Raw genomic sequence first — 15402 nt, 5'->3', positions numbered from 1 at the left:
TTCCCGATAACGTTTGCGCAATTAAACTAGGCTGTAAACGCTGTTTCAGGCAGAAGCTGTGTAATTTATCAACTGACTAGCGTACTGCTCCCACGCCGGGGACTGGATTTCCTGCAGAAGCGCCCCTCTCCTTCTGCCCATTGTCGCCCGGCACCTGCCCTTCCTTCCCACCAAACCCCGCTGGTCCGATGGCGCTATGCCTACCCTTCTCCCATCTTCCCAGTCCATGTACAAGCTGCAGTTCAAGCCGTTCGACAAAACGCCGAAATACAAGCAGATTGTGCAGTCCGTCATCATGGACATCGAGCGCGGCACCCTGCGCAAGGGCGACCAGCTCCCCAGCATCAGCGAGCTAAGCGCCGAATACTACCTGGCCCGCGACACCGTGGAAAAAGCCTACCGCGAGCTGCGCGAGCGGGGCTTCTGCACCTCGGTGCAGGGAAAAGGCTACTACGTGCAGGCCCCCGACAACACCAAGCTCAAGATTCTGCTGGTACTCAACAAGCTCAGCTCCTACAAGAAGATTGTGTACTACGCCTTCCTGCAGGCCCTGGGCGAGCACGCCACCGTCGACTTGCAGATTCATCACTACAGCGCCTCACTTTTCCAGGAAATCATGGAAAAGAACATGGGCAAGTACAACTACTACGTGGTGATGCCCCACTTCACCCAGGATCTGGACAAGGCGGACTACAAGAGCATTCTGAACGGCATTCCGGCCGATGAGCTGGTGCTGCTGGATAAGCAGGTACCCGACCTGAAGCACCAGCCGCTCACGGTATACCAGGACTTCGACAAGGATATTTTCACGGCGCTAGAAGGCTCCAACGACCTGCTCGAAAAGTACCACCGCATGGTGCTGGTGCTGCCCAGCGTGGGCAACAACTACCCCGCCGAAATTGCCTGGGGCTTCCGCACCTTCTGCATCAACTACAACAAGGAGTTTGCGGTGAAGGAAAGCGCCATGAACGAGGTGATGGAGCCCGGCACCGCCTACGTAGTAGTGGAAACCACCGACCTGGCCGAGCTGATCAAAAAGGTCCGCCAGACGCACTACCTACTAGGTCGCGAAATCGGCATCCTGTCCTTTAACTCCAGCACGCTGAAGGAGCTGCTGGGCATCACGGTCATCACCACCGATTTTGAGGCCATGGGCCGCACGGCCGCCGAGTTGCTGCTAGAGAAGCAGCGCGTGAAGGTGAAGAATCCCTTCTATACTATCCGGCGCGGCTCCCTTTAACCTACTGAGCAGCCCTTTGCAGCTTGCTAGGCTTATCTGCCCACTGGGGAGCAGGTCTGCTTTTTCGGCTGCAAAGGGCTGCTCTTTTTTGCTCAATACGCCGGGGCCCGCCCCCACTTTCACATACCCGTTAAAGACGGAGGTAACTGCTCACTCACTCCCGTCCGAAAATTCTGGCAATACAGGAGAGTTCAGAAGAGTTTGGGTGGCGAAGCGTGGTAGGTTGCTACTCAGAACAACCCATCACCTTCCTCCTTGGGCACACCTATTAGCTCTTCTGCTACTGTGCTTTTTGCCCTACCTACCCCACTTGCTATGCTCGCTGACGACCACATCCAGGACTTCAACCAATCCTTGCTGGAGGACCACCAGTTTCGGTACGACTATCTGGCCACGCTCCTTTCCCGCCGGGCCGTAGACCTGCCGCAGGTGGTGCAGCAGCTCATCGATTTCCAGGTGGCCATTCCGAGCTGGGCCCTGGGTACGGGCGGCACGCGCTTCGGGCGCTATCCGTTGGGTGGGGAGCCCCGCAGCTTGGAGGAAAAAATAGCCGATGTGGCCCTGCTCAACCGGCTCAACCGCTCGTCTAACTCCATTTCCCTGCACATTCCCTGGGACATTCCGCGGGATATTCCGGCCCTGCAGCAGCAATTGCAAGAGTCGGGCCTGACGATTGATTCGATGAACTCGAACACGTTTCAGGACCAGAAGGAGCAGCCTTATTCCTACAAGTTTGGCTCGTTGAGCAGCACCGAGGCATCCGTGCGCCAGCAGGCTATTCAGCACAACATTGAGTGCGTGGAGTACGGCAAGCAGCTAGGCGCGAAAATTCACACGGTGTGGCTGGCTGATGGGTCCAACTTCCCCGGCCAGCAGCACTTGCGCCGCGCCTACCAGCGCACAGCCGAGTCGCTGGCCAGCATCTACGAGGCCATGCCCTCCGACATGACCATGCTGATTGAGTACAAGCCCTACGAGCCGCACTTCTACTCCATGGTGATTCCGGACTGGGGCACGTCGTACTCGCTATGCCAGTACTTGGGCGAGAATGCGCAGGTGCTCGTGGACCTAGGCCACCATCTGCCCAACACCAACATCGAGCAGATTGTGGGCCGCCTGCTTCATTTCGGGCGCCTGGGCGGCTTCCACTTCAACGGCTCCCTGTACGGCGACGACGACCTGACCACCGGTAGCGCCAAACCCTTCCAGCTCTTCCTCATCTTCAATGAGCTGGTGGATGGTGCCCAAGATCAGGCCGTAACCAACGCCGCGGTGGCTTACATGATTGATGCCAGCCACAACACCAAAGACCCGCTGGAAGACCTCTTGCAGTCGGTGGAAAATATCCTGGGGGCCTACGCCAAAGCCCTGCTCGTGGACCGCGCGGCCTTGCACGAAGCCCAGGAAAATAACGACGTGGTGCGGGCCGAGGAAATCCTGCGCGACGCCTTCCTGACCGATGTGCGCCCCTTGGTGGCCGAGGCCTACCGCCAGAGCGGCGGGGCGCTCAACCCTGTGGCGGCCTACCGCGCCGGCCAAGTGCGCGAACAACTCATTCAGCAACGCGGCAAACTAAGCCTCTCCACCGGTCTGTAAGCATGAAAAAGTCGATCTACGCCGTGTTTGATGTGGGCAAGACGAACAAGAAGGTCATCTTGTTTGACGAGGAGCGCCGCATTATTGATGAGCACCAGCAGGTGTGCCTGGAAACCGTGGACGAGGAAGGCTTTCCCTGCGAAACCCTTTCTCGCCTCTCCCAATGGGTGCACGACCGCTGGAACGCGCTGCGCCACAACGCCCACTACAACCTGAAGGGCGTAAACTTCACTTCCTACGGGGCCAGCTACGTGCACTTAGGCGCCAACGGCCAGCCCATTCTGCCGCTCTACAACTACCTCAAGCCCCTGCCCGAAATGATGCAGGACCGGTTTTTTGCGGAGCTGGAGCAAAGCCCCGAGGAGTTTGCCGCCGAAACCTGCTCGCCCAAGCTGGGCATGCTCAACTCGGGCATGCAGCTCTACTGGCTTAAGCACCACAAGCCCGACCAGTACGCCCGCATTCGCACCTCCCTGCACCTGCCGCAATACTTGTCCTACCTCATCACTGGGGAGGCCTTTAGCGACTACACTTCCGTGGGGTGCCACACCGGCCTCTGGAACTTCAAGCTAGGCCGCTACCACGACTGGGTGTACCGCGAGGGCATTGACGACAAGCTAGCGCCCCTCACCAAGGACTCTATTGCGTCGGTAGTAGATGGCATTCTGGTGGGCGTAGGCCTACACGACAGCTCCGCCGCCCTGGTGCCCTACATGCAGGAAGATGAAAAGCCCTTCCTGCTGGTGTCAACGGGCACCTGGGCCGTCACCTTCAACCCCTTCAACCGGGAGCCTCTTACGCCGGAGCTGCTGCGCCGCGACTGCCTGAGCTACCTCTCGCCCAAGGGCGAAATGACTAAAGCCTCGCGGGTATTCTTCGGGCGGGAGCATGACTTCCAGGTGCAGCGCATCGCCCACCACTTCCACGTTAAGCCCGACTTCTACCAGTCGCTGATCATCGCTCGCCCCTATGAGGAAGTGTCCCACCCGTTTCACCCCTGGTGCATGCGCGGCACGGGCCCCTTCCCCGAGGAGCAAGTGAGTGAGTGGGATTTATCAGGCTTTAAGTCGGCCGCCGACGCCTACCAGCACCTCATGCACGGCCTGATGCGCATCCTCACGGCTTCCATCAACCTCATCCGCAAAGAGGAAAAGCTGATTTACGTGGACGGCGGCTTCGCCCGCAACCCGTTGTTCATGCAGCTGCTGGCCGCCAACTTCCCCGGCGTAAAAATCCGCACCCTGGAGGTCCCCCAGGCCACTGCCTTGGGCGCCCTCATTCACATGGAGCAAGGCGAGGCTTGGAAGAAGACGCAGTTACTGTTTAGCTGATTGTTGCTGGCTCGTAGTTGAGCCCTCAAGACCGTTCTAGGCCACTTCAACTACCCCAACCCCTCCTTATTTGATGCGCAACATCATCTGAAGAGGGGAGCTGAAGTTCTGTCAGCCTTACCACAAGAAGGCTCAATACATGAAAGTAGCTCTTTTCATCCCCTGCTACGTCGACCAGTTTTATCCGCAGGTGGGTATTGCCACCCTGCAATTACTGGAGAAGCTAGGCGTGCGGGCCGATTTTCCCAAGCAGCAAACCTGTTGCGGCCAACCCATGGCCAACAGCGGCTGCGAGCGGGATGCCATTCCGGTCTATCACAACTTTGTCGACACCTTCGAGGCTTACGACTACGTGGTGGGCCCCGCGGGCAGCTGCGTGTATCACGTGCGCAAGCACTTCGATATTATTGAGCAGACGCCCGCCGTGCAGCACGTGCGCACCAACACACGCGAGTTGTTCGATTTCATCATCAATGTGCTGGGCGTAACGGAAGTCCCTTGCTCTTTTCCGCACCGCGTAGGCCTGCACCTGAGCTGCCACGGGCAGCGCGGCCTGCACCAAGCCAACGAGTCGGAAATGACGCCTGTGCGCGATGGGCAGTTGCGGCGCCTGCTGAGCAGCGTGCGGGGCCTGGAGCTGACGGAACTCGACCGCAACGACGAGTGCTGCGGCTTCGGGGGCACCTTTTGCGTGAGCGAGGCCGGCATTTCGGCCCGCATGGGCCAGGACCGCGTGCACGACCACGTGCGCAACGGCACCGAGGTACTTACCGGCGGCGACATGTCGTGCCTGATGCACCTGGAAGGCATAGTGCGCCGGCATAAGCTCCCCATCAAAGTGCTGCACGCGGCTGAAATCCTCAACGGCATCCTGCTATGAGCCACTCCCAACGCTCCGATATTTTCCTGCTTGACGCTGAGCGCACCACCTGGCACGATGAGACGCTCTGGTTTGTGCGCCAGAAGCGCGACAAGGCCGTGTATGCCACCCCGGAGTTTCAAGAGCTGCGCCAACTGGCCTCCGATATCAAGGACCACACCCTCAGCCGTCTGGATTTTTATCTGCAGCAGTTCGAGGAAAACGCCCACCGCAATGGTGTGCAGGTGCACTGGGCCGCTGATGCGGAGGAGCACAACCAGATTGTTTTAGGCCTGTTGCAGCAGCACGGCGCTACCCGCGTGGTCAAGAGCAAATCCATGCTCACGGAGGAGTGCCACCTCAATCCCTACCTGATTAAGCACGGCGTGGAGGTGATTGACACCGATTTGGGCGAGCGGATCATTCAGCTGCGCGAGGAAGCGCCCAGCCACGTGGTGCTGCCCGCCATCCACCTGAAAAAGGAGGATGTCGGCGACACGTTTCACTTGCACCTGGGCACCACCAAGGGCAACAACGACCCGCAGCAGCTCACCGAAACGGCCCGCCAGCACCTGCGCGAGAAGTTCCTGGCGGGGCAGGTAGCTATTTCGGGGGTAAACTTCGCCGTAGCTGAAACGGGCTCGGTAGTGGTGTGCACCAACGAGGGCAACGCCGACCTGGGCGTGAACTTGGCGAAGGTGCACATTGCCTGCATGGGTCTGGAAAAGCTGATTCCGCGCCTATCCGACCTGAGCGTGTTTACGCGCATTCTCACGCGAAGCGCCACCGGCCAGCCGGTTACCACCTACACCTCGCACTTCACCAAGCCAGTGAAGGGCAAGGAAATGCATATCGTCATCGTCGACAACGGCCGCGCCCAGCAGCTCGGCCGCCCCGACTTCCGGGCTTCGCTGAAGTGCATCCGGTGCGGGGCCTGCATGAACACCTGCCCGGTGTACCGCCGCAGCGGCGGCCACAGCTACGACTTCACCATTCCGGGTCCCATCGGCGCAATACTTTCGCCCAACATCGACATGCGCAAGCATGCCTCCCTGCCCTTTGCCAGCACGCTCTGCGGCTCCTGCACCGATGTGTGCCCGGTGAAAATCGACATTCACACCCAGCTCTATAAGTGGCGGCAGGTGCTAGGCCAGGCGGGCGAGATTCCGACCAGCAAAAAGTGGAGCATGCGCTTGCTCAGCCGGGTGCTCGCCAAGCCGGGCGTGTACAGCCTCGGCGGCCGAGTAGCCCGGCAGGGGCTGCGCCTGCTCCCCCACGGCCTCACCCACGCCGGCGGCTACAACCCCTGGGCCATTGCCCGCGAGCTGCCCGAGCCACCCAAACAAAGCTTCCGCGAGTGGTACGCTCAGCAAGAAGCGAAAGTGTGAAGAGTAAATCTGTGAATAGGTATTCTGGCCTTCACGCTCTTCATCACCCCATTCCCTCATCACCTTGCACCTCATCACCTCCCCCTTGACTTCTTCCCGCGAAAAGATTCTGGCGGCTGTGCGCGCCAACCAGCCAGCCGAGCTGCCTCTCCCAACCGTGCCGCTTTTTGCGGGTGACGATTCGGCGGAGAAGTTCACGGCTATTCTGCAGGGCATTGGCGGGCAGGTGGTGGAAGTGATGGATGCCGCCCGCCTGGCGGAAGTTATTCACGGACTGTACCCTACTGATTACCGCATTGCCTCGCCCCTACTGCCCGAGGCCGTCGTGCCAGTAGATGCGCAAACCTCCATTGAGGTACTGGCGGGCGTAGAGCTAGCCGTGCTGCAAGGCGAGTTTGGCGTGGCGGAGAATGGGGCCATTTGGGTGCCCGAGGCCAATACGCTGCACCGCGCCCTGCCCGTGGTAACCCGGCACCTGGCCCTGGTACTTGAGCGCCGCAACATTGTAGCCACCATGCACCAGGCCTACGCCCGCCTGAGTTCGGTAGGGAGCTACGGCACCTTCCTAGCGGGCCCCTCCAAAACCGCTGATATTGAGCAGTCGTTGGTGATTGGGGCTCACGGCGCCCGGAGCATGACGGTGCTGCTGGTGTAATACCACCCTCTAGGGCGCTTACCTCAGCCGCGAGGTCAGGCATTAGCCAAGGCTCGGTCGAGGTGCACGTAGCCCCCATCTACGTAGATGAGCTGGCCGGTAGTGTGGCTGCTGCGCTCGGAGAGCAGGAAGGCCGTGGTGTTAGCAATTTCCTCGGCGGTAGTCATGCGGTGGCCTAGCGGAATGCGGGCCGTGATTTCGCGCAACTTCTCCGCGGGGTTTTCCAGGGTTTGAATCCAGGATTCATATTGGGGCGTCCAGCACTCAGCTACTACCACGGCATTCACCCGGATGCCGTATTTGAGCAGCTCTACGGCCCACTCCCGGGTGAGGGCGTTGCGGCCGCCGTTGGCCGCCGCGTAAGCCGAGGTGTTGCCCTGGCCGGTTTCGGCAGTTTTGGAGCTGATATTCACGATGGCGCCGCGCGACTTTTTCAGCTCCGGCAGCGCGTAGTGAGCCAGCAAATAATAGTGCACTAAGTTCTTGTGCAGGCTAGCCAGAAAACGGGGGTAGTCGCCGTGCTCCAAGCCTACTCCATCGTTCACGCCCGCGTTGTTCACCAGCCCATCAATGCGCCCGAACTGGCCTAGCACGGCCTGCACCGCGGCCTCACACGCCGCGGGGTCGGAGAGTTCTGCTACCACGTGGCTGGCGTGCCCGCCCGCGGCAGTAATGGCTGCTACGGTGGCCTGGTTGTCGGCTTCGTTACGGCCCAGAATGACCGGTATGGCTCCTTCCTGCGCCAGCACCCGCACAATGCCTTCCCCAATGCCCTTGGCCCCGCCGCTGACGATGATGACCTTCTCCTTAAGCTGTAAATCCATCGGCTAGCTGGTGTTGTAAGCGGTAAAACTGCGCGGCATTGTCGCCCCAGAAGCCGGCTTGTTCAGCCGAACTGAATTCGGTAAGATAATTCTCCAGCAGGCTTAGGGCCCGGCGGTAGCCGCCGGCCACCGTGCACACGGGCCAGTCGGAGCCAAACAGGAGCCGCTGGGGGCCGAATGCTTCGAAGGCGGCATCGAGGTAAGGGCGAAAATCGGCGGGTTGCCAGTGGTGCCAGTCGGCTTCCGTCACCAAGCCCGATACTTTGCAGAACACGTTTTGGTGGGCGGCCAGCGCCTGCAGTTGCTGGCACCAGGGCTCCAGCGCGCCTGCTTTGATGTAAGGCTTGGCCAAGTGGTCGATGATGAAAGGCTGTTCCGGAAAACGCTTTACCAGCTCCGTGGCATAGGCCAGTTGACCCGGCTGAATGAGTAGATCATAGGTAAACCCGTGCGCAAACAACGCCGCTAGGCCTCTGTTGAAAGCCGGCGTCAGCATCAGCGCTTGGTCGGCTTCGCTTTGCAGAATGTGCCGGAACCCTATCAGCTCCGGAAATTGGGCGTACCGCTCTAAGCGCCGCGCCACGTCGGGCGCCTGCAAATCAACCCAGCCCACCACACCCTTGATAAAGTTGTGCTTGGTGGCGTGGTACAGCAGAAAAATCGTCTCGGCTTCTGACTGATCGGCCTGCACGGCTACGCAGCCATCGAGCTGATGCTGGTCTAGCAGCGGCTCCAGGTCCGGGGGCAGAAAATTATGGCGCAGGGCGCGCATGTCGTCCGTTATCCAGGCGTCGCGCTCCGGTTGGAACTGCCAGAAGTGGACGTGCGAATCAATTCTGGCCATAGGCTTGCACCTGCTGTCGGGAGGTTCCCAGCCCATCAATGCCCAGCTCTACCACGTCGCCGGGTTTCAGGTACACGGGCGGCTTGAAGCCCAGGCCTACCCCGGCCGGCGTGCCCGTGGAAATAATGTCGCCGGGCAGCAGGGTCATGAACTGGCTGAGGTAAGAAACCAGGTAAGGCACCTTAAAAATGAGGTTTTGGGTGGTGCCATCCTGCATCATCTGCCCGTTCACCGAGAGCCACAGGCGCAGGTTGTTTACGTCCGCCAATTCATCGGGCGTAGCTAGAACCGGACCAACCGGCGCAAACGTGTCGCAGCCCTTGCCCTTGTCCCAGGTGCCGCCGCGTTCCAGCTGAAACTCCCGCTCCGACACGTCGTTGTGCAGGGCGTAGCCGGCAATGTAGTCGGCCGCGTCAGCCTCTTCCACGTAGGATGCGCGCTTGCCAATTACCACCGCCAGCTCCACTTCCCAATCGGTTTTCACGGAGTTGCGCGGGATAATGATGTTGTCGTTCGGGCCCACTAGTGAGGTGGTCGACTTCATGAATAGAATGGGCTCGGTGGGCGGCGTGGCACCGGTTTCGCGGGCGTGGTCCACGTAGTTCAGGCCGATGCACACGATTTTGGAGGGCCGCGCCACCGGAGAACCGAGCCGAACCTCGTCGCCCAGTAGTGGCAGCTGTCCTTCGTTGGCCTGCACAAAGGCCGCTAGTCGCGCTAGGCCACCGGTCGCGAAGAACGCTTCGTTGTAGTCTTCCCCGAACGCGGAAACGTCGTACTTCTGGTCGTTGAGAATAACTCCGGGTTGTTCCTGGTCGGGCTGGCCGTGGCGGATTAGCTTCATCGTGGCTGCGGATTTGTTTGCGGGAGTAAGGTTGCCGGAATGGCCGGCGGGTTGCTTCTGCGGGCGGGTAAAATCAGGGCCTGGCGGGCAAGTGCTAGTTATTCAGCTTGATAAATCCGCCGTCGAGGGGGTAGTCGCAGCCCGTCACGAAGCCAGCTTCGTCGGAGCACAGGTAGAGCGCGAGGGCGGCTACCTCCCCGGGCCTACCCATGCGCCCGATGGGCTGGCTTTTCGAGAGCTTATCGAAGATTTCGGCTTCCTGGCCGGCGTAGTTTTTAGCAATGAAGCCATCCACGAAAGGCGTGTGCACCCGGGCCGGCGAAATGCTGTTGCAGCGGATGCCGTGGGCCAAGTAGTCGCGGGCCACCGAGAGCGTCATGGCGTAGATGGCGCCCTTGCTCATGGAGTACGCAAACCGGTCGGTGATGCCCACCACGGCGGCAATGGAGGCCATGTTCAGAATCACGCCCCGGCCCTGCTGCTTCATCAGCGGCAGGGCCGCAAACAGGCAGTTATAAGCCCCTTTCACGTTCACCTGGTACACCCGCTCGAAGTCGGCCTCGGTAGTATGCTCGGCGTTGCCCACGTGGGCAATACCAGCGTTATTCACCAGAATATCGACCTGGCCTAGCGCCTGAAACGCGCTGACTACGGAGGCCTGCTGGCTGATATCCAGCTGGTGAGCCTGGGCCTGGCCTCCCTCCTGTTGAATCAGCGCTACGGTTTCGGCCGCGGCTTCGGGGTTGAGCTCGACTACGTGCACGGTGGCCCCTTGCCGGGCAAACAGCTGCGCTATAGCCCGACCAATTCCACTTCCGCCGCCGGTAATCACGGCGCCTTTTCCCTGGAGACTAAACATGATGATGGTTGACCTACTAGATGAAGCCGCTAGTGCGCGGCCATGAGCGAAATTTCCTGCGGGTTAACTCGGGTGCGGGCGTTGCGCAGGGCAAAGTACAGCACCACCAGAAAGCACACGCCCGGCACCACATAGGCCGTTTGGATGGAGCTGGCATCCGACACGCGCCCCATGAGCACGGGAAACACCGCTCCGCCCACAATGGCCATAATCAGTAGCGAAGAGCCTTCTTTGGTCTTCGCCCCCAGCCCCCGAATGCTCAAGGAGAAAATGGTGGGAAACATGATGGACATGAAGAACTCCACCCCCATCAGCGCGTACACCGGCAACTGCCCTTTCAGTGTCACGGCTAGGCCTATCAGCAGCACATTGACTAGGCTGTAGACAGCCAGCAGGCGGGCGGGCGGCACCACCCGCATGAGCGCGGTACCAATAAACCGGCCCGCCATAAAGCCCAACAGGGCCCCCGAGAGATAGAGGGTAGCCGCCTGCTCCTGAATACCCGCTACCCCACCCGCAAACCGGATGAAGAAGCTGCTTAGGCACACCTGGGCGCCCACGTAAAAGAACTGCGCCACCACGCCCCACAGCAAGTTCTTCTCCTGCCATAAAGAGCGGCCACCCCCCGGAGTAGATCCTGTAGGCTCCGTTATGTCGGGCAGGCGAGTGAAGTAAAGTACCATGGCCACCGCCAGCACCACCAGCCCAATTAGTAGGTAGGGCAGCTGCACGGTGGCGGCTTCTTGGTTGAGGTAGCCGGTGAGCTGCGCGGGCGTCATGGCTGCTGTCTGCTGCGCCGTGAGGCTGCGGCCCGAGAGAATAACTTGCCCGCCCAGCAGTGGGGCCAGCGTGGCCGCCAGCCCATTAAATGACTGCGCGAAGTTCAGGCGTTGCGTAGCGCCTTCCGGGTCGCCGAGCACCGTGATGTAAGGGTTGGCAGCCGTTTCCAGGAAGGTCAGGCCGCTGGCAATAATGAACAAAGCCACCAGGAAGAAGCCGTAGGTGCGGGTAGCGGCAGCCGGGTAAAACAGAAATGCCCCCGTAGCAAATAGCAACAGGCCTAGCAGAATGCCGCCTTTATATCCAAAGCGCTTCATGAACTGCCCGGCTGGCAGGGCCACCAGAAAATACGCCGCGAAGAAAGCCGAGTCAATCAGCGCCGATTGAGTATCCGTCAGCTGACAAGCCTTCTTCAGGTGTGGAATCAGCACCGGGTTCAGGTTCACGGCGAAACCCCACAGAAAAAATAGCGAGGTAATCAGCCCCACCGCAAACAGGTTCTGGTTCTTCTTCATTCAGGGTGGGATTGGGGCGGCGCAGTGGCTTAGCGCAGTAACAGAACGAAGCTCCCCTCCTTGGATAAGGAGGGGCTGGGGGTGGTTGACTGGCCTAGAACGCCCACTCTAGAACGACATTCCAAGCGCAGTCGAAGCACCTCTCCTACTGACTAATCGACTGGCCTAGCCACTCTGCAACGAAGCGGGAGAGTTGCTTCGACAAGCTCAGCATGACGTGTTATGTGGAGCAGCGTTAGCCCGCGAGATGTCTAGACTCCGCTCGACATGGCGTTTCCCTTAAGCTGTTCTAGGCCAGTCTATCACTCACTTAATACTTCATGTTCGTGCTGTTAATCACAGCCACGGGCTCTTGATCCTCGGCTTTGATTTCCAGGTCTTTGATGCTCCAGCCTTGGGCGAAGTCAATCTTACCGGCTTTCTTCCCGGTAATCGAGATGTTATCCAGCTGAAAGTTTTCGAGCAGGGAGGCGGCCAGGCCCTCGGCGGAAATGGCTTCTCCGGCCCCCGTGGCGCGCAGGTTGCTGATGCGCACGTTGCGGAAGTGGGGCGTGCCGCGCTCGGGTTCTACCTTAGCCAGCATCTTTTTCCAGTGCTCGGGCAGGGTTTGCTCGGTGTAGCCGGCGGGCAGCGTGGAGTAGCTGTAGGCCGGGTTCCAGTTCATGGTCATGATGATCGGCACGCGCACGGCGTCCATCTGAATGTCCTCCACGATAATGTCCTCCACCACGCCGCCGCGGTTGGTGGCCGACTTCAGGCGGATGCCGTACTTGGTGCCCTTGGCCTTGAGGTTGCGGGCCAGCACGTGGCGGATGCCCCCGGAGGTTTCGGAGCCGCAGGTAAATAGGCCATCACCCGCCCCAGCCACGCAGTCCCGAATCACGATGTACTCCGTAGGCCGGTTCACCCGTAGCCCGTCCCAGTCGCGGCCGGCTTTCAGGCAAAAGTTGTCGTCGTTGCAGTCAATGTCGCAGTTCTGCACCAGCACGTAGGTGCTCGAGTCGATGTCGATGCCGTCGGTGCTGGGGCCGTGCCCGCCAATGTTGTTGCGCACCACCAGCCCATCGGCCGTGACGTTTTTGGAGTACAGGATGTGCACCGTCCAGAAGCCGGCCCGCTGCAGCGTAATGCCCTTGAGCGTAACGTTGCTGGAATTAGAAACCAGCAGGGTGCGCGGGCGCTTGGCGTCATAGTCCACAATCCAGCGCAGGCCCTTAGGGTCGTACTCTTTGCGCATGGCCCAGTACTTGTCCCAGAAAGGTTTGCCCTGCCCGTCCACGGTACCTTCCCCGGTGATGGCTACGTTTTCCTGATCCACAATATTGATAAGGGCGGCGGGCCAGGTCATTTCTACGCCAGCAATGCGCGAGGGCATTTCGGGATAGTCCTTGATGTCCTGACTGCCGAGCAGGGTCACGCCTTTGGGCAGGTTCAGGGTCACACCCTTCTTTAGGAAAATGGAGCCCGTCAGGTACTGGCCAGGGGCAAACGTCACTACTCCGCCTTTTTTGGCGGCGGCATCAATGGCCTTTTGAATGGCCTGGGTGTTGAGGGTTTTGCCGTCGCCCACGGCCCCGTATTTCGCGGTGGAGAAACTGTTCTTGGTGGCGGGCATGCTCTTGGCGCCTACCTCCTTCACCCACGCGGGGTCAGCGGGAGCAGCAGGCGTGGGCGCGGGAGCAAGCAGGGTGCTCAACCACGTGAATAGCGGAACCGCGAGGGTTAGGGGCAGCGTCATAGGGCGGGAAAGATTTGGCAGGACAGAGGCAGTAACGTAATGCGGGTCGGGCGGCGGAGCGGCAGATTCCCACGGCCGCGGCCCCGGGGCCCGACCACGCATTCGTTAACGGCAGTTGAGGTGTTCACTCATCTCAAATCTGCACTTCTCCGGTTACACCACTTACCCGCACCCTCCTGTAGTTGTCCAAATGCCGCGGAAATACTTCCTTTTTCTTGTTGTAGAGGGAAGCCGGAGTACTGTTCTACTCCCGGGGTGAGCCGCCGCCGGGAAACACGCCTTCTTCTGCGCGCTTATCGTAGGCCACTCCCCTACTGACAACTTAGTTTATATTTGATTTTCTCAAACGCTATGGCCACCCTAAAATCGAATCCGTTGGGTGAGTTTTACCAAGAACTGACCACCTGCACGGGTGACAAGCTGGACACCGTACTGCCCAGCGGCATTCAGAAGGACATTGGACATTTCAACGTGTTTGACATAGGAGCCGTCTGGGAGCCGGCCCAAGCGAAACCAGCAGTATCCTATGCCTGCCGGTCTTTTTACAAGATCAGCTTGCTACGCGGGCGCAGCCGAGTCGACTACCCCGATGCTACCATCCACATTGAGGACAGTGCCTTGGTCTTCTCTTCGCCTAAACTCCCCCACCAGTGGGCGCCTGACCCCGAGCAAAAAGGCCATTTCTGCGTGTTTACGGCGGAGTTTCTATTACCTGCCAACAGTGGCGTGGTGCTCGACGAGCTACCAATTTTTAAAGGAGACCGGCACCCGGTTTTCAAGCTTTCGGCGGCTGATAGCAGCCGGGTGGAAGCCCAATTTCAGCGCATGCACGAGGAAATGGCTTCAGACTATGCTTACAAGTACGACTTGCTGCGCACCTATGTCCTTGAGTTAATTCACCTGGGCCAGAAGCAGCAACCCGCTACGGTACTGCACCCGGCGCACAGCGGAGCAGCCCGACTTACCTCTTTATTCATTGAACTCTTGGAGCGGCAGTTTCCACTGGAAACCCCGCAGCAGCGCCTGCTGCTGCGCACGGCTAAAGACTACGCCGACCACTTGGCGGTGCATGTGAACCACCTCAACAAGGTGCTCAAGGAAACCACTGGCCGCACCACCACTGACCTCATCGGCAGCCGGATTGCGCAGGAATCTAAGGCCCTGCTCCGTCAGACTGACTGGACTATGGCTGAAATAGCCGACAGTCTGGGCTTCGCCGATGTGGCGCATTTTGCCAACTTCTTCAAACGGCAAACGGCCGTTGCGCCGGGCGCTTTTCGCAGCCTTGCCGTGGTTTGATTTTTACATAAAATGGATTGCTAAGCGCAAAAGCCACGCTGGGGGCGCGCCAGACCTTTGTCGTGTTCTTTCTTACACGTCACAGCAATTCAGATGACAACCCCTAAAATCGCCCTTGTAACCGGCGGCAGCCGCGGCATCGGCAAAGACATTGCCCTGCAGTTAGCCCAGAAAGGTATCGACGTCGTGCTTACCTACCATACCAACCACCAGGAGGCCGCTGCTACGGTAGACCAGATTGAAGCCCTCGGGCGCAAGGCCGTTGCCTTGCAGCTAAATACGGCGGAGGTATCCAGTTTTCCTGGCTTTTTCGCTCAGCTCACCACAACCCTCACGGGCACCTTTCAAACGGACCGCTTCGACTTTCTGATCAATAACGCCGGCACCAGCCTCAATACGCCCTTTGCCGAGATGACCGAAGCGAAGTTTGATGAGATGCTGAACATTCATTTTAAGGGCGTGTACTTTCTCACCCAGCAGGCCTTGCCCCTGTTGCGCGATGAGGGCCGCATCGTCAATATGTCCTCGGCCACTACCCGCAGCGCCTTTGCCGGCGTATCGGCCTATGCTAGCATGAAAGGGGCCGTGGAAGTGTTCACGCGCTACCTGGCCCTTGAATTAGGGACGCGA

At 59.6% G+C, this 15402-nt stretch carries 14 protein-coding genes; 8 read left to right on the top strand and 6 right to left on the bottom strand.

Features of this window, described 5'->3' with window-relative positions; all coding sequences use genetic code 11:
- Window positions 1-196 precede the first annotated feature (196 nt).
- The 6 genes from EU556_RS23965 to EU556_RS23940 all read left to right on the top strand — a co-directional run bounded on the left by EU556_RS23965 (window position 197) and on the right by EU556_RS23940 (window position 7069).
- Complete coding sequence (locus tag EU556_RS23965; RefSeq protein WP_245327879.1) at window positions 197-1240, top strand: GntR family transcriptional regulator; 1044 nt, start codon at window positions 197-199, stop codon at window positions 1238-1240.
- Between the two features lie 315 nt (window positions 1241-1555).
- Window positions 1556-2836, top strand: a complete 1281-nt coding sequence (locus EU556_RS23960; protein ID WP_135436790.1) for a TIM barrel protein — start codon at window positions 1556-1558, stop codon at window positions 2834-2836.
- Between the two features lie 2 nt (window positions 2837-2838).
- Window positions 2839-4167: an FGGY-family carbohydrate kinase gene (locus EU556_RS23955; protein WP_135436789.1), complete on the top strand. Its 1329-nt coding sequence runs from the start codon at window positions 2839-2841 to the stop codon at window positions 4165-4167.
- A gap of 139 nt (window positions 4168-4306) precedes the next feature.
- Window positions 4307-5047, top strand: a complete 741-nt coding sequence (locus tag EU556_RS23950) for a (Fe-S)-binding protein (RefSeq protein WP_135436788.1) — start codon at window positions 4307-4309, stop codon at window positions 5045-5047.
- Window positions 5044-6414 carry a lactate utilization protein B gene (locus EU556_RS23945; protein ID WP_135436787.1) on the top strand — a complete coding sequence of 457 codons (1371 nt, stop codon included), beginning with the start codon at window positions 5044-5046 and terminating at the stop codon, window positions 6412-6414. The genes EU556_RS23950 and EU556_RS23945 overlap by 4 nt, the downstream gene beginning before the upstream one ends.
- 64 nt (window positions 6415-6478) lie before the next feature.
- Window positions 6479-7069, top strand: coding sequence for a LutC/YkgG family protein (locus tag EU556_RS23940; protein ID WP_245327876.1), 591 nt, complete (start codon window positions 6479-6481; stop codon window positions 7067-7069).
- A 35-nt stretch (window positions 7070-7104) separates the two neighbouring features.
- Here the strand turns inward: EU556_RS23940 and EU556_RS23935 are convergent, their stop codons facing one another.
- From EU556_RS23935 to EU556_RS23910, 6 genes are all read right to left on the bottom strand, one after another.
- The gene (locus EU556_RS23935; RefSeq protein ID WP_135436786.1) at window positions 7105-7893 is read right to left on the bottom strand and encodes an L-fucose dehydrogenase; all 789 of its coding nucleotides are present in this window, start codon (window positions 7891-7893) and stop codon (window positions 7105-7107) included.
- Complete coding sequence (locus EU556_RS23930) at window positions 7877-8737, bottom strand: amidohydrolase family protein (RefSeq protein WP_135436785.1); 861 nt, start codon at window positions 8735-8737, stop codon at window positions 7877-7879. Before EU556_RS23930 ends, EU556_RS23935 begins: the two co-directional genes overlap by 17 nt.
- On the bottom strand, window positions 8724-9581 hold the full coding sequence (locus tag EU556_RS23925; RefSeq protein WP_135436784.1) for a fumarylacetoacetate hydrolase family protein: 858 nt from the start codon (window positions 9579-9581) through the stop codon (window positions 8724-8726). The genes EU556_RS23930 and EU556_RS23925 overlap by 14 nt, the downstream gene beginning before the upstream one ends.
- 94 nt (window positions 9582-9675) lie before the next feature.
- Window positions 9676-10440, bottom strand: coding sequence for an SDR family NAD(P)-dependent oxidoreductase (locus EU556_RS23920; protein ID WP_135436783.1), 765 nt, complete (start codon window positions 10438-10440; stop codon window positions 9676-9678).
- A gap of 29 nt (window positions 10441-10469) precedes the next feature.
- Window positions 10470-11735 carry an L-fucose:H+ symporter permease gene (fucP, locus tag EU556_RS23915; RefSeq protein ID WP_135436782.1) on the bottom strand — a complete coding sequence of 422 codons (1266 nt, stop codon included), beginning with the start codon at window positions 11733-11735 and terminating at the stop codon, window positions 10470-10472.
- A 310-nt stretch (window positions 11736-12045) separates the two neighbouring features.
- Window positions 12046-13473, bottom strand: a complete 1428-nt coding sequence (locus EU556_RS23910; protein ID WP_135436781.1) for a glycoside hydrolase family 28 protein — start codon at window positions 13471-13473, stop codon at window positions 12046-12048.
- 351 nt (window positions 13474-13824) lie between these two features.
- Between EU556_RS23910 and EU556_RS23905 the strand changes: the two genes are divergently transcribed.
- Together EU556_RS23905 and EU556_RS23900 are read left to right on the top strand one after the other, a co-directional pair.
- Window positions 13825-14772, top strand: coding sequence for a helix-turn-helix domain-containing protein (locus EU556_RS23905; RefSeq protein ID WP_135436780.1), 948 nt, complete (start codon window positions 13825-13827; stop codon window positions 14770-14772).
- A gap of 93 nt (window positions 14773-14865) precedes the next feature.
- Window positions 14866-15402, top strand: a 537-nt coding sequence (locus EU556_RS23900; protein ID WP_135436779.1) for an SDR family NAD(P)-dependent oxidoreductase, incomplete at its 3' end; no start/stop codon positions are given.

Source organism: Hymenobacter fodinae (assembly GCF_004745825.1).
Classification (GTDB): domain Bacteria; phylum Bacteroidota; class Bacteroidia; order Cytophagales; family Hymenobacteraceae; genus Hymenobacter; species Hymenobacter fodinae.
Note: the sequence above shows the minus strand (reverse complement) of the source record. Positions and strands in the feature narration are given on the sequence as shown.